The following is a 15,829-nucleotide window of genomic DNA, read 5'->3' as shown; positions in this document are numbered from 1 at the left end:
GTTAATGAATTATAACATTGGGAGCTTAAAATGAAACGTTTTTTATAAATTTATGTCATCAAAATAAACATCGGTCACTTCACCGAATGCATCCTCATCCACTACAAATGAGCCGTTCACATATTTTCCGGTGACCCGGATGTCTTTGCCGCTGATCGTCGAATTATTTGAATCAGAAACAATGACTGCATTGATATTATCATCAAATAATTTGGCTCCGACCAATCGGTGCGGTTTTGATTTTATTTCTTTAAGCAGCATTGTACCGACCTGTGCACGGGCGCCTCTTTCAAACGACGCTAGATCTGTACGCTTAACTGCACCTCTGTTGGACACAGTCAGCAGATACCTTTCATCTTTAATGATGCCTGCAAAGATGATTTCATCATCCTTTTTCACATTCATCGCTCTGACACCCTGGGATCTCAAGCCTGTCGAATTAACAGCGTCCAGACCGTATTTAAGTGTCAGCCCTTTTTCAGTGACGAATAAAATCTCCTCTGTCCCTGTGATCGAAGTGTCCACATCGACCACTTCATCATCTGTTTTAAGGTTCATATAGACGATTGGCCTTTTGATTCTGACAGCTTCGAACAGTGACAGCTCACTGCGCTTGATCTGACCGTTTTTCGTAACCGAGACAATCGAGAGACTGTCTTTGTAGTCATCGACCGTCATGGCGAATACCGGCATTTCATACGCTTCTATTTTGAAGCGGCTGGACAGATGGACCCCGTGATCCTTCCAGCGGATATCAGGTATTTCGTGTACAGGAATGATTAAGTAATTCCCGAGATTGGTGAATACCAGCAATTGCTGGAGTGTATCGGATTCATTCAAATACACAAGGAAATCATCTTCTTTCATGCCGATTTCATCAGGTTCACTCGCATTGAAGCTTCTCGGACTTGTCCGTTTGACGTAACCGGCTCTCGTCAGGGAAAGAATCGTTTCTTCCTGAGGAATCAGCAATTTCTTATCCAATTCAATATTTTCAATCTTATCTTCGACTTCGGTCAATCTTTCCGAGCTGTATTTCTTTTTAATATCCCGGAGTTCTTTCTTAATGACCGACAACAGTTTTTTCTCATCATTAATGATTTCATTCAGCTGATTGATCGTATAATCCAGTTCATTATGCTCAGTCTCCAACTCAACAATATCGGTGTTGGTCAGACGGTAAAGCTGGAGCATGACAATCGCTTCAGCCTGAGCTTCGGTGAAATGGAATGCTTCGATAAGATTCTCTTTTGCATTCCTTTTATTTTCAGATTCTCTGATCAGACGGATGACATCATCCAGAATCGACAATGCTTTCATCAGACCTTCTATAATATGCATCCGCTTTTTTGCCTGCTCAAGTTCAAATTGCGAACGTTTATATATGATTTCTTTCTGATGGTCAATATAGCTCGTTAAAACCTCTTTTAAACCAAGTAATTTCGGCGCTCTGTTACTGATGGCAACCATATTGAAATTATATGCCACCTGCAGATCCGTACGCTTGTACAAATAGTTGATGATACCTTCTATATTCGCATCTTTACGAACTTCAATCGCGATTCTCAAGCCCTGTCTGTCAGTTTCATCTCTGACTTCCAAAATGCCGTCGACTTTTCTGTCTGCACGGATTTCATCAATCTTTTTAACAAGATTCGCCTTATTCACTTCATAAGGCAGCTCAGTGACTGCAATCAGCTTCTTACCGCCGCGCAGTTCTTCGGTCTCGACTTTGGAACGGACAATGATTCTGCCGCGTCCGGTCTCGTAGGCTTTTTTCAATTCATCCTTACCCTGGATGATGCCGCCGGTCGGAAAATCCGGACCTTTTACGATTTGAAGCAGCTCATCAATTTTGGCCGTCGGTTTGTCGATGACCTTCAACGTAGCATCAATGACCTCATCCAGATTATGAGGTGGAATGTCTGTTGCATACCCAGCTGATATACCTGTCGAGCCATTGACCAGAATATTGGGAAAGCGTGAAGGCATAACAGTCGGTTCCACATCTGTATCATCAAAGTTGTTCATAAAGTCGACGGTGTTCTTATTAATGTCTCTGACCATTTCATTGGATATCTCAGCGAGTTTTGCTTCGGTGTAACGCATCGCAGCAGGCGGATCTCCGTCCATACTGCCAATATTACCGTGAATCATGATGAGTTCTTCTCTCATCTTCCAGCCCTGGCCAAGACGTACCATGGCATCGTAAATGCTCGACTCACCGTGCGGATGGTAGTTACCAATGACATTACCGACCGCTTTGGCACTTTTACGGTAATTTTTGTCAAATGTATTGCCTTCCCGGAACATCGCATAAAGTATACGGCGCTGTACAGGTTTTAATCCGTCTCTCACATCAGGAATGGCACGGTCCTGGATGACATACTTACTATACCGCCCAAAACGGTCACCAAGTACATCTTCAAGTTTCAAATTTTGAATGTTTTCAGCCAATGCCGTCACCTTCCTCATCCATATGATCTATTTCCTGGTTTTCTAAAATACTGTTCTGATCTTCGAGTGTGAAGCTGACATTCGATTCAATCCATTTACGGCGCAGCTCTACATTATCACCCATCAGAGTTGTGACACGTTTTAAAGACAGTGCCTCATCATCGATGGAAACCTGTACCAGAGTACGTGTTTCAGGATTCATCGTTGTTTCCCATAACTGTTCAGCCATCATCTCACCGAGACCTTTATATCTCTGGAGTTCAATGTTTCCACCCATTTCTTCCTGCACTTTTTCCAATTCCTCTTCGGTCCAGACGTAACGCACATCTTCTTTTTTACGGATTTTTTTCTTCAGTTGGAATAAAGGCGGCAATGCGATATAAATTTTACCTGCCTCAAAAAGCGGGCGCATATAATTGAAAAAGAAAGTCAGCAGCAGTACCTGGATATGCGCACCGTCAGTATCGGCATCGGTCATGATGATCACTTTATCGTAATTGGAATCTTCAACTTTGAAGTCCGTCCCTACACCCGCACCGATTGTGTGGATGATGGTGTTGATTTCTTCATTTTTAAAAATATCTTCAAATTTAGCTTTCTCGGTATTGATGACCTTGCCTCGTAAGGGAAGTATGGCCTGGAACTTACGGTCTCTGCCCTGCTTCGCCGAACCGCCGGCAGAATCCCCCTCGACTAAAAAGAGTTCATTCTTTTTAGCATTTTTACTTTGAGCAGGAGTCAGCTTGCCGGAGAGCAGAGTGTCTTTCTTACGGTTCTTCTTACCCCTCCTTGCTTCTTCACGCGCTTTTCTTGCAGCTTCCCTTACATTCCTGGCCTTGATCGCCTTCTTAACAAGCTGGCTGCTCAATGTGCCATTTTCTTCAAGATAGAATGGGAGCTTTTCGACAAGTGTGGACTCGACGGCCGCTCTCGCTTCATTTGTTCCAAGCTTGCTCTTCGTCTGGCCTTCAAACTGAAGCTGGTACTCTGGAACTTTAATTGAGACGATTGCTGTCAAACCTTCACGGATATCACTGCCGTCAAGATTTTTATCTTTATCTTTCAATTCTTTTATTTTACGGGCGTACTCGTTGAATGCTTTTGTAAATCCAGTTTTGAACCCGACTTCGTGAGTCCCGCCGTCTTTAGTTCTGACATTGTTCACAAACGAGATGATTGTTTCCGTATACTGATCATTATATTGGAAACTCACATCGGCTTCGATGTCCTGATAGTTCCCTTTGAACTGGACGATATTGCCGATGGAATCTTTACCTTCATTTAAAAATTCAATGAAAGACTTCAAACCATCTTCATACTGAAACTCTTCCACTTTTTCTTCATCTGCACGGGCATCAACGATTGTCACTTTCAAGCCGCTGAGAAGAAATGCGGACTCTCTCATTCTTTCAACAATCATCTCATAATTGAATGAAGTGCCGAGCTTGAATATACGCGTGTCGGGTTTAAAGGTGACTGTAGTGCCCGTTTTTTTAGTCTTTCCGGTCACAGTCAGCTTCTGATTCAATTTACCCCCGTCTTTAAATGAAATTTCATGTATTTTTCCGTCTCGGTGAATCTCTATATTCATCCAGTCACTCAAGGCATTGACCACTGAAGCACCCACACCATGAAGACCGCCTGATGTCTTATAACTGCCGGATCCGAATTTACCGCCCGCATGCAGAACTGTGAATATGACTTCAGGTGTTGTTTTTTTGGATGAGTGCATGCCAGTCGGCAGGCCCCGTCCATTATCTGTAATTGAAATACTGGCATCTTCGTTCAGTCTGATATTGATCTCATCACCGTAACCGTTCAATATTTCATCCACGGCATTATCAGCAATTTCATAAACAAGGTGATGCAGACCTCTCACATCGGTTGAACCAATATACATCCCCGGCCGTTTACGAACTGCGTCCAGACCTTCCAATATTTGAATTGAATCATCACTATAATTGTTCGTTTTTGACAAAGAGTAAACCTCCTACAAACATACGTTCGAATTTTTATCTACCTTACTATTTTTATATAAAAACGCAATCTTTGCAAGTCTCTGCTAAAAATTAATGACAAAATCACTAATTAGTTTACATAATATAATTATAGTAAACTAATGATTTTTTATCAATTTATAATATTTCATTTATATGGTAAACTATTAGTACCTGATAATAAAGGAGAGTCTAAAATGGGAAATATAATACTTCTGCTCATATTCAGTTATTTGATTGGCTCAATTCCATTTAGCTTACTCATAGGTAAAATATTTTATAAAGTAGATCTTAGAGAACATGGCAGTGGTAATATCGGGACGACAAACACTTTTAGAATTTTAGGCAAAAAAGCTGGAATTGTCGTATTGATTCTGGATATATTCAAAGGTGCGCTCCCAGTTTATATCACCATTCTACTGGCTATGGATATTCATATATTCATTCCGGGACTCGTCAGTGCGCTCGGTCATGTCTACCCCATCTTTTTGAAGTTTCGAGGAGGGAAAGCTGTTGCTACAGGTGGAGGTGCAGTGCTTGCCTACAATCCAATCGTCTTTATAATTTTAGTATCTGCATTTTTAATTACATTGAAATTGAGCAAATTTGTATCTTTATCGAGCATTGTAGCTACAGTGGTATTGATCGTTCTTTCCTTGTTTTTACAGGATCCACTGTTCATGGCCTTTGCGATCGTACTTGGTTTTGTCGTCATCATCCGTCATATATCGAATATGAAACGGATTAAAGATGGTACAGAATCCAAAATAACTTTTATGTAAATCGCTGTTAAAAATAATATAACCCGGTGAAATCATATGATTTCACCGGGTTTTTAAATGATTTTGATTACTCACTTAATTTTTTTCTAAGAACAAGCGGTAAGATACCACCGTGACGGTAATAATCTACTTCCACTTCAGAGTCGAAACGTGCTTTGACCTGAATGACTTGAACATTACCATCTGTATCAGTCACAGTAACATCGAGGATATCTCCAGGCTTAACTGTTTCGCCCACTTTGATATCAAATGTTTCACTGCCGTCAAGACCGTAGTCTTCAGCATTCTTTCCATCTACAAACTGGAGTGGAAGAACACCCATCATTACAAGGTTTGAACGGTGAATTCTTTCGTAACTTGCTGCGATGACAGCTTTGACACCCAGAAGATTTGTACCCTTGGCTGCCCAGTCACGGCTGGAGCCCATTCCGTAGTCGTCGCCTGCAACGACAACAAGACCTGTATTCTCTTCCTGATATTTCATAGCTGCGTCATAAATACTCATCACTTCACCAGTCGGCCAGTGAGTCGTGAAACCGCCCTCTGTACCCGGTGCAATCTGGTTACGGATACGAATGTTTGCAAATGTACCGCGAACCATCACTTCATGGTTACCACGACGGGAACCGTATGAGTTGAAGTCACGAGGAGAAACGCCCTGTTCGATCAACCATTTACCTGCCGGTGTATCTTTACCGATCGCACCTGCCGGTGAAATGTGGTCAGTAGTTACACTGTCTCCGAATTTACCAAGTACTCTGAGACCATTTATGTCGTTGATTGTACCCGGCTCTTTAGATAGATTTTCAAAGAATGTCGGGTTTTGAATGTAAGTTGATTCCGGCTGGAAATCATACATCGGCGCGTCAGTCGTTTCAATCTGGTTCCAAGTTTCATTGGATTCAAACAGGTTTTCATACTGTTTGCGGAAGAGTTCAGGTGTAACGTTGCTCATGACAGCGTCTCTTACTTCCTTGATTGACGGCCAGATATCTTTCATGAAAACATCATTTCCATCTTTATCCTGACCAAGCGGTTCTTTATTAAGATCGATATCAACAGTACCCGCCAGTGCATACGCAACAACCAGTGTCGGTGATGCGAGGTAGTTCGCTTTAACCAATGGGTGGATACGCCCTTCAAAGTTTCTGTTACCGGAAAGTACAGAAGATACCAGCATATCATTGTCGACGATTGTTTTTGTGATTTCAGGTTTTAAAGGTCCTGAGTTACCGATACAAGTCGTACAACCATAACCCACCAGGTTAAAGCCCAGCTCATCAAGGTATGGCTGTAATCCTGCATCTTCCAGATAGCCTGTAACCACTTTTGAACCTGGCGCCAGTGACGTTTTCACATATGGAGGCACTGTAAGCCCTTTTTCTACAGCTTTCTTCGCGATTAAACCTGCGCCCAGCATAACGTAAGGGTTGGATGTGTTCGTACATGATGTAATCGCTGCGATGGCAAGGTCGCCTGTTTTAAGCTCTGCGGTTGAACCGTCGTTGAATTCAACAGTGCCTGTTTTTTCAAACTCGCTCTTATCAAGACCATGACCATGATTGCCGCTCTCGGCAGTTACAGATTTTTCATATTCTTCTTTCATTTTAGAAAGTGGGATTAAATCCTGCGGACGCTTTGGACCGGCAAGTGATGGTTCCACAGTTGAAAGGTCCAGGTCGACGATATCTGTATATGTCGCTTCAACGTCAGGATCGAAGAACATATCGTTTTCTTTAAGGTATGTTTCAACAATCTCAATCTGTTCTGCACTGCGTCCTGTCAGTTTCATGTAATCAAGTGTTTCCTGATCTACAGGGAAGAATGCGTTTGTTGCACCGTACTCAGGTGACATGTTTGCGATTGTTGCACGGTCAGCAAGCGGTAACTCTGTTACGCCGCGGCCGAAAAACTCAACGAATTTACCGACTACGCCGTGTTGACGGAGTAATTCAGTCACACGAAGTGCAAGGTCTGTTGCCGTCGCACCTTCAGGTAGAGCGTTTTGCATACGTACACCAATCACTTCAGGTACTGGGAAGTATGAAGGCTGTCCAAGCATTCCTGCTTCTGCTTCAATACCGCCGACACCCCAGCCAAGTACACCGAGACCGTTAATCATCGTTGTATGTGAGTCGGTACCAACCAGTGTATCCGGATAAGTAACAAGTTCGTCATTTTCTTCTCTTACATGTACAACGTTTGCCAGATACTCAAGGTTTACCTGGTGGACGATACCAGTTGCCGGTGGAACGGCACGGTAGTTGTCAAATGATTTTGTTGCCCAGTTCAAGAATTCATAACGCTCATTGTTTCTTTCAAATTCAAGTTCCATGTTTTTCTGAAGTGCCTGATGAGTACCGTATTCATCTACTTGTACAGAGTGGTCGATGACTAGATCCACTGGTACTTCAGGGTTGATTTTCTGTACATCGCCGCCGACATCATCCATAGCTTTTCTGAGTGAAGCCAGGTCTACGACCGCCGGTACACCAGTGAAGTCCTGCAGTATGACACGCGAGGGTTTGAAAGGTACTTCTGCATTGCCGAAGTCGCCTTCATCCCATTTAGCAAGAGCTTCAATATGTTCATCTTTGATTACCTCGCCGTCATACTGTCTTAGAACAGACTCAAGAAGTACACGGATTGAGTATGGCAATTTTGCCGTTTCTGAAAAACCTTTTTCAACTAATGATTTCAAACTGTAATAGTTATATGTTTCATTATTCAAACTGAACGTCTTTTTTGCATCAGTTTTGTAATTTTGACCCATTGTAAATTTGCCCCCTAAAATTAGTCTTATATACAGTATACCTGATAATTAAAGCTTGTAAATGGTTCACAATTCAAATTATGATACAAATAATTAACTAACAATAATAACTAATACTTATGATTAACTATGAGCAGTATAAATATTTATTATGTAGAAATATACTAATATCACTTGTATTTACAACTCGTTGTTGTATATTTAATAAGTAAAAATGATTACTTAATACAAAAACTACCTGGAGGTAAATATTATGTGGCAGGAATTTAAAGATTTTATACTGCGCGGTAATGTATTGGATTTAGCTGTAGCAGTCGTCATCGGTGCAGCTTTCGGTAAAATTGTTGAGGCACTCGTTGAAAATATCATCATGCCCACTATCGCACTGATTTTTGGAGATACTGATTTTGCTTCGGACTGGGTTTACATGGGCATCACTTACGGCGTATTCATCCAGGCGATCATCGACTTCCTGATCATTGCAGCTGCGATCTTCGTATTCATCAAAGTGGTCAATAAGCTGACTAAAAACAGATTTGTGGAAGAAGAAGCAGAAGATGAACAGCTTGTGCTGTTAAGAGAAATCAGAGATTCATTGGTAAAAGACAACAAACCAAATAACTAAAATGGGGAAACCGGATTAATCCGGTTTTCTTTTTTTATTATACCAGATGATGCTGTACCACCTGTAATAATTGAAAATAGTATACAAATAAGTAAATCGTTACGATATACTTATCACATACACTTATAAACAGGAGGCTGATTACAATATTTAAAAACATTAAAATGCCACATGCGTTCGTCCTGATTTATGCGATTGTAATCGTGGCCGCCATCGCGAGTTATATTATCCCTGCCGGTGAATATGACCGCTATGAAGACTCAGAAGGCAGGCAGGTCGTCGATGAAACAACATTTACATATATTGAGCAGAATCCTGTCGAATGGACACAGGTTTTCACAGTCGTTCCGCTCGGCATGGTTGACGCCGCAAGCATCATCTTTTTAATATTCATCATCGGCGGTGCCTTCGGAATGATCAACGGCACCGGTGCGATTGAAGCAGGCATCAACAAAATCGTCTCTCTTTTAAAAAATAAAGAGATCATACTCATACCGCTGACAATGCTGATATTCTCATTTGGCGGCGCAACATTCGGAATGGCAGAGTCCACTCTGATATTCATTCCGATGGGCGTCATACTTGCACGCTCCCTCGGGATGGATGCGATAACGGGCATGTCAATGGTCGCCCTCGGGGCCGCAGCAGGATTCTCCGGAGGATTCATGAACATATTCACAGTCGGCGTCGCGCAGGAAATTGCAGAACTGCCGCTGTTCTCGGGTATGGGCCTGCGCATCATTGTTCAAATCATCTTTGTAGGCATCGCTGCATTCTTCGTTTACAAATACGGTAAACGCGTGCAAAAAGATAAACAGAACAGTTACATATATGACCTGGAAAAGCAAGCCGGCACTGAAACGTATGAATTCAAAGATCTGACAAAAAGGCATATCGCGGTGCTTCTTGTAATATTTGGCGGTCTTGCACTGATTGTCTACGGTGTCGTCAATGGTTGGTCGACCGGCACAGAGCTCGCAGCCATATTCCTCGCTATGGGGATACTTTCAGGATTTATCGGCGGCAACTCGCCGAATGCTATCGCAGAAGACTTCATCAAAGGTGCAAAAGATGTGACTTTCGGAGCATTGATCGTTGGGCTTGCACGCTGTATCCTACTGATTTTAGAAGACGGCACCATCATCGATACAGTCATCTTCGCAGTAAGTTCAGTGCTTGAGGGACTGCCATCGACAATCGCCGCAGTCGGCATGTTCTTCACACAATTCATCATCAACTTTTTCATCCCGTCAGGCTCCGGCCAGGCAGCCACAACAATACCGCTGATGGCACCGATCGGAGACATTGTCGGCGTACCCAGGCAATCTGTCGTCCTCGCCTTCCAGCTTGGAGACGGATTATCGAACTATCTGTTCCCTACTTCAGCAATTCTGATGGCAGGACTTTCAATCGCTCAGATACCATATGAAAAATGGCTGCGATTCGTCTGGCCCGTCATGCTGACATGGATAATCGCAAGCTCAGTGTTCATGGCCGTCAGCATCGTCATCGGGTACGGTCCGTTTTAGAAAATTAAAAATGCGATCAAGTGAGCATCCTCATATAAAAAGGAGGCGGATCTTTTAAGCAGATCCGCCTCCTTTTGAATATGTTCTGTTCTATTTGCTGAAGCGCTGTTTGACATCGCTGATAAAGTACAGGCTGCCGGTGATGAGCAGCAGGTCGCCGTCAAAATCCCTGATGAAATTCTCATAGTCCTTGACAGTCCTCTTGGCAGGATGACTGACTGCATCATAAATGTCTTCCAGCGGCAGGGATTTGAAGAATTCAAATTCCGTGACAAAAAATTCATCCGCAATGTCATTCAGCTTTTCCACCATCGGTCCGATGGGCTTGCCTTTCACTGCAGAGAAAAGTATTGTGATCTTCCTGTCTCCATAATAGTCCTTCATCGTCGAAACAAGAGCATCGACCGCCTCGTTATTATGCGCACCATCTGCGATGATCAGAGGCGAATCCTGCAATGTTTCGATGCGGCCGGTCCATTCGGTCTCTTCTATTGCATCGACCATCTTATTCAGGTTCAAAGATACTTCCCCGCGCTCCTGCAGCTCTACAAGCGCCGCCATGGCCAATGCCGCATTCTCCCGCTGGTGCATGCCGATCATCTTCAGCTGAATATTTTCAAAGTCATAGTTGCCGTATTTAAAGCCAAATTCATTGCCCTGATGATAGATGAATATATCTTTATACAGTTCAACGCTTTTGGCATTCTTTTCCGCCAATACTTTCTGCACATGGGATCTGCTCAAATCATCGGCAACATTGTATACAAGCGGAATATCCTGTTTGATGACGCCTGCCTTATCTTTCGCTATATCGACCAGTGTATCCCCGAGTATTTCAGTGTGGTCGAGACCGATACTTGTCAGTATTGTCATGACCGGTGAAAATACATTGGTCGAATCATGCGTGGCACCGAGACCAGCTTCCACTATGACAAAGTCCACCGGGTGTATTTCACCGAAGTAGACGAACATCATCGTAGTGATGACTTCAAATTCGGTGGCCGCACCCAGGTCGGTTTTTTCAGTCATCTCTTCAGTTACCGGACGGACGATGGTTGCGAGTTCTGCTATCGTGTCATCTGAAACAGGCTTCCCATTCAGAGAAATACGTTCATTGAATATTTCAATGTACGGGGATGTGAAAGTGCCGACCGAGTAATCATTCGCATTCATTGCCTGTCTCATATAACTCAGTGTGGATCCTTTACCGTTCGTTCCTGCGATATGGATACCTTTTATCTTATTTTGCGGTGAACCCAGCCGCTCCAGCATCCACTTCATTCTGCCGATACCCGGTTTGATGCCAAATTTCATCTGGTCATGAATCCAAGATAAACTCTCTTGATAGTTCATTAAGATAATACCCCTTTACTGCAAGCTTTGCAGGCGCAATGACACTTCATCATACTGCGACTGATACTTGGCTTCTTTTTCTTTTTCCTGCTGCACCACGTTTTCAGGTGCATTCGCAACAAACTTCTCATTGCTCAATTTTCCATGTACACGTTTCAGCTCATTGGCCAGACGTTCTTTTTCCTTATTCAGACGCGCAATTTCTTCTTCTTTGTTGATCAGTCCCGCCAGCGGTAAAATGACTGTTGCCCCGCCTATCACACTCGTTTTATCATCATCATTCTTATCGATCCCGGCAGCAATTTCAAGTGTTCCCGGATTACAGAAACGGATGATGTAATGTTTGTTCGCCTCCACGGCCTGACGTCTCGCGTCATCTTTAACCTCTATCTTGATATCAATCGGTCTTGACAGCGGCGTATTCACTTCGCTTCTTGTCTGACGGACAGATTTGATGATTTCGACTAAGAGCGCCATTTCCTTTTTCGCCGATTCATCAATATGATCATTATTCGCAACCGGCCATTCACTCGTCACAATTGTACGGCCGTCTTCGATTGTCTGGTAAATCTCTTCAGTGACAAACGGCATGAACGGATGAAGCATCTTAAGAATTTTATCCAGCGTATAAAGCAGTACTGAACGTGTCATATGCTTCTCTTCATCAGTACCTTCTGTCATCGGTACTTTTGCCATTTCAATATACCAGTCACAGAAATCATCCCAGATAAAGTTATACAGCAGTCTGCCGACTTCACCGAATTCATACTTCGCGGAAAGACGTGTCACTTCATTGATCGTAGTATTCAGGTTCGTCAGTATCCATTTATCCGCAAGTGACTTTTTGCCGTCCAGCTTAATATCCGACATCTTGAAGTCCGGACCGATATTCATCAGGGCGAACCTTGAAGCATTCCAGATTTTATTAATAAAGTTCCAGACAGACTCGACTTTTTCATCGCTGTAGCGCAGGTCCTGCCCCGGTGTCGAACCGGTCGCAAGGAAGTATCTTAGTGCATCCGCACCGTACTTATCGATGACATCCATCGGATCCACACCGTTGCCGAGTGATTTTGACATCTTGCGATTTTGCTCGTCACGTACAAGCCCATGCAGTAAAACATCATCGAATGGTTTCCCGCCTGTATGTTCCAGTGAGGAGAAAATCATTCTCGCAACCCAGAAGAATATGATGTCATAGCCCGTAACAAGCACATTTGTCGGGAAGAACTTCTTAAGGTCCGCAGTCTCTTCAGGCCAGCCCATAGTCGAGAACGGCCACAGTGCACTTGAAAACCATGTATCCAGAACATCTTCGTCCTGTGTCCAGTTCTCACTGTCTTCTGGTGCTTCCATGCCGACATGAATCTCACCGGTTTCATTGTGATACCATGCAGGGATCTGATGTCCCCACCACAGCTGTCTGGAAATCACCCAGTCCCGGATGTTGCCCATCCATGTATTGAATGTCTGTTCGAATCTCGGCGGCACAAATTCGATACGGTTATCCGTACTCTGGTTATCCGTTGAATCTTTGGCGAGCTTGTCCATCTTTACAAACCACTGCGTTGATAAATACGGCTCAACAACAGCGTCACTTCTCTCAGAGTGTCCGACCGAGTGCATGTGTGATTCAATCTTGATCATAAGGTCCTGTTCTTCCAGGTCCTTCACCAGCTGCTTACGGCAGTCAAAACGGTCAAGACCTTCATACGGTCCCCCAAGCTCATTTATGGAGCCGTCCGGGTGCATGACGTTAATACGCTCAAGGTCGTGTCTGTTGCCGATTTCAAAGTCATTTGGGTCATGCGCCGGCGTCACTTTCATCACACCGGTACCAAATTCCTTATCGACATAACTGTCTGCAATGATCGGCAGTTCTCGTTCGATGATCGGCAGAGTGACTGTTTTGCCGATCAGGTCTTTATACCGCTCATCTTCAGGGTGAACGACAATCGCAGTGTCGCCGAGCATTGTTTCAGGACGTGTCGTCGCGATCTCCAAAAATCCGGAGCCGTCAGTGAGAGGATATTTTACATGATAGAATCTGCCTTCGATCTCTTTATGGATCACTTCAATATCAGACAGAGCCGTCTTTGTTTTCGGATCCCAGATGATGATATACTCACCTCGGTAGATGAGATCTTTATTGTACATATCCACAAATACTTTTCTGACAGCATTGGAAAGCCCCTCATCCATCGTGAAACGCTCTTTATCATAATCCAGGCCGAGCCCGAGCTTTGCCCACTGGTTTCTGATAAAGTCTGCATACTCTTCTTTCCAGTTCCAGGCATGCTCCAAAAATTTTTCCCTGCCGATTTCATGTGATCTGATGCCATTTTCACGGAGGCGTGCATCCACTTTTGCCTGTGTGGCTATTCCTGCGTGGTCCATACCCGGCAGGTATAACACTTCATAGCCCTGCATACGTTTCATACGTGTTATGATGTCCTGCAGAGTGGTGTCCCATGCATGGCCAAGGTGAAGTTTCCCCGTCACGTTAGGCGGCGGAATGACGATGGAGAACGGCTCTTTGTCAGATTCTGCATCTGATTTGAAATAACCTTCTTTGACCCATTTTTCATATTTACCTTCTTCGATAGTTCCCGGATGATACTTTTTTGGCATTTCCATAAAAAAACTCCTCTCATAATAAAAAACTCCACATCCTGTAATAGGACGGGAGTTCCGCGGTTCCACCTAAAATTCAGCAATAAAAATATTGCTGCACTCGAATATTTAACGCATACATACGTTCAGTCCTACTGAAGGTTCAGACTGAATTGATATCGGACTACTTTCCTCATGATTTTCGGTATGTTCGCACCTGCCACATACTCTCTGAAAACCCGATCATGACTACTCTTCCGACCTCTTTATCCAATTAAATTTATCTTATACAAATATGTTTATACTGTCAAGTTTCACTATGTTTTCTGCGCCTGTACTTCAAATAGTAGCTGACCACCGGTGTCACGAATAATATGATGAAGAATATACGGAAAATATGATAACTTGAAATCATTGCTATGTCCGCTCCCATTTCAACAGCAACAATGATCAGCTGTCCGATACCGCCTGGTGCAGCACTCAAAAACAAGTTGTTGAAGGAATGATCCGTAAACATCTGATAAACCCCGACGATTAACAGCGTGCCAAAGATCAGCAGTGTGTTCTGAATCAGCATGGAAACGATCATTCTGCTGTTCAATTGGTACAGCAGTGATGAAATCTGAATGCCGATTCTTATACCGAACAGGACCTGCGCGATATTCATAAATTCGATATTCAGTGAAAAATGATGTCCTGTGGTTATATTCCAGATCAGCATTGCAATGATCGGCCCCAACATAAAAGGCACCGGGAACTTTATCAGTTTAAGTAAATACATCAAGACGAACGCACCGGCCAAAATCAGCAGAAGTGACGGATCCAGCATTTCCGTCAGGAGAGGTCCCTGATCCTCTGCGACGGCAGCTGTACCGCTGTCTGCAGTAAAGAAGCTCGCGATCAGCGGCACAAGAATCACGACCATTATGATTCTCGACATCTGCGTAATCGTCACAAGCAGCAGATCTGCCTTTTTATCTTCTTCGGCCAGAATCAGCATCTGGCTGAGTGCACCCGGCACTGATGACAACAGCGCAGTTTCAGGTGTACATTTTGTCAGCTTCATAAAAATCGTCGATAAACCAAGACTCAGACCGATGATGAGGAATGTGATGATGATGATGTTTGCCATCTCGCCGGCCATCTCATGCAAAGCATCCACTGTAAAAGTCGATCCAATCTCAAAACCGATGACGAATATCCCGACATTTCCGAGCCATTTTGGATAATAAAAATCTTTAGTTGCAAATCTTATGAATAAAAATGTTGCGATCATGGAGCCAAACAGCCAGGGCAGTATCATGCCAGCCGCATTCAATACCCAGGATACCGTGATTGCTAATAATAACAACATGTAAATGGCAGTATTAAAATGTAGGAAATCGGCAATTTAAAATTGTTGGTTTACCTACATTTTTTTGTATGCTTTTCTTATGACATCTAAGGAGGATATTCATGAGGAAAGACGTACGTGAAGGAGTCAAAAAATTTATGATCGATGGTATCAAGCCCAACTTTGCCGCATTAGCCCGTCAGTATGGGTGTGACTATCGCACGGTGAAAGCAGCTTATGCGGCAGAAAGCCAAAACACAGAGGAGCAGAAAAGAATGAGCAGACCGAGTAAATTGGATGAATTTAAACCGATCATCCATGACAAACTGGAGATTCAATGCAGTGCGTATAGTATATTTAAATTCTT

General features: G+C 43.4%; 9 protein-coding genes, 1 pseudogene and 1 other annotated feature. Of the genes and pseudogenes, 4 read left to right on the top strand and 6 right to left on the bottom strand.

Annotated features, from left to right (window positions below; all coding sequences use genetic code 11):
• Window positions 1–42: 42 nt before the first annotated feature.
• Together parC and parE are read right to left on the bottom strand one after the other, a co-directional pair.
• Window positions 43–2,457 (bottom strand): DNA topoisomerase IV subunit A, encoded by a 2,415-nt coding sequence (parC, locus tag BLR15_RS03480; RefSeq protein ID WP_092984736.1) that lies wholly within the window; start codon window positions 2,455–2,457, stop codon window positions 43–45.
• Window positions 2,450–4,435: a DNA topoisomerase IV subunit B gene (parE, locus tag BLR15_RS03475; protein WP_092984734.1), complete on the bottom strand. Its 1,986-nt coding sequence runs from the start codon at window positions 4,433–4,435 to the stop codon at window positions 2,450–2,452. Before parE ends, parC begins: the two co-directional genes overlap by 8 nt.
• Window positions 4,436–4,651: 216 nt before the next feature.
• Between parE and plsY the strand changes: the two genes are divergently transcribed.
• Window positions 4,652–5,236, top strand: a complete 585-nt coding sequence (plsY, locus tag BLR15_RS03470; RefSeq protein ID WP_052256200.1) for a glycerol-3-phosphate 1-O-acyltransferase PlsY — start codon at window positions 4,652–4,654, stop codon at window positions 5,234–5,236.
• 67 nt (window positions 5,237–5,303) lie between these two features.
• Here plsY and acnA read toward each other — a convergent pair whose 3' ends face one another.
• Entirely contained in the window at window positions 5,304–8,009 is a 2,706-nt protein-coding gene (gene acnA, locus BLR15_RS03465) for an aconitate hydratase AcnA (protein WP_052256198.1), read from the bottom strand.
• Between the two features lie 253 nt (window positions 8,010–8,262).
• Here acnA and mscL point away from each other — a divergent pair, with 253 nt between their 5' ends.
• The gene (gene mscL / locus BLR15_RS03460; RefSeq protein ID WP_052256196.1) at window positions 8,263–8,634 is read left to right on the top strand and encodes a large conductance mechanosensitive channel protein MscL; all 372 of its coding nucleotides are present in this window, start codon (window positions 8,263–8,265) and stop codon (window positions 8,632–8,634) included.
• Window positions 8,635–8,798: 164 nt separating this feature from the next.
• Window positions 8,799–10,163, top strand: a complete 1,365-nt coding sequence (locus tag BLR15_RS03455) for a YfcC family protein (protein WP_092984732.1) — start codon at window positions 8,799–8,801, stop codon at window positions 10,161–10,163.
• 90 nt (window positions 10,164–10,253) lie between these two features.
• Here the strand turns inward: BLR15_RS03455 and BLR15_RS03450 are convergent, their stop codons facing one another.
• The 3 genes from BLR15_RS03450 to BLR15_RS03440 form a co-directional block, all read right to left on the bottom strand.
• Window positions 10,254–11,516 (bottom strand): bifunctional folylpolyglutamate synthase/dihydrofolate synthase, encoded by a 1,263-nt coding sequence (locus BLR15_RS03450; protein WP_092984730.1) that lies wholly within the window; start codon window positions 11,514–11,516, stop codon window positions 10,254–10,256.
• A 15-nt stretch (window positions 11,517–11,531) separates the two neighbouring features.
• On the bottom strand, window positions 11,532–14,153 hold the full coding sequence (locus BLR15_RS03445; RefSeq protein ID WP_092984728.1) for a valine--tRNA ligase: 2,622 nt from the start codon (window positions 14,151–14,153) through the stop codon (window positions 11,532–11,534).
• 38 nt (window positions 14,154–14,191) lie between these two features.
• Window positions 14,192–14,400: a binding site (T-box leader), on the bottom strand.
• Between the two features lie 36 nt (window positions 14,401–14,436).
• Window positions 14,437–15,483: an AbrB family transcriptional regulator gene (locus BLR15_RS03440; RefSeq protein WP_092984726.1), complete on the bottom strand. Its 1,047-nt coding sequence runs from the start codon at window positions 15,481–15,483 to the stop codon at window positions 14,437–14,439.
• 101 nt (window positions 15,484–15,584) lie between these two features.
• Between BLR15_RS03440 and BLR15_RS03435 the strand changes: the two are divergent.
• A pseudogene (locus BLR15_RS03435) lies at window positions 15,585–15,829 on the top strand (IS21 family transposase); the annotation flags it as partial.

The organism is Lacicoccus qingdaonensis, assembly GCF_900101075.1.
GTDB classification, from domain to species: Bacteria; Bacillota; Bacilli; order Staphylococcales; family Salinicoccaceae; genus Lacicoccus; species Lacicoccus qingdaonensis.
Note: the sequence above shows the minus strand (reverse complement) of the source record. Positions and strands in the feature narration are given on the sequence as shown.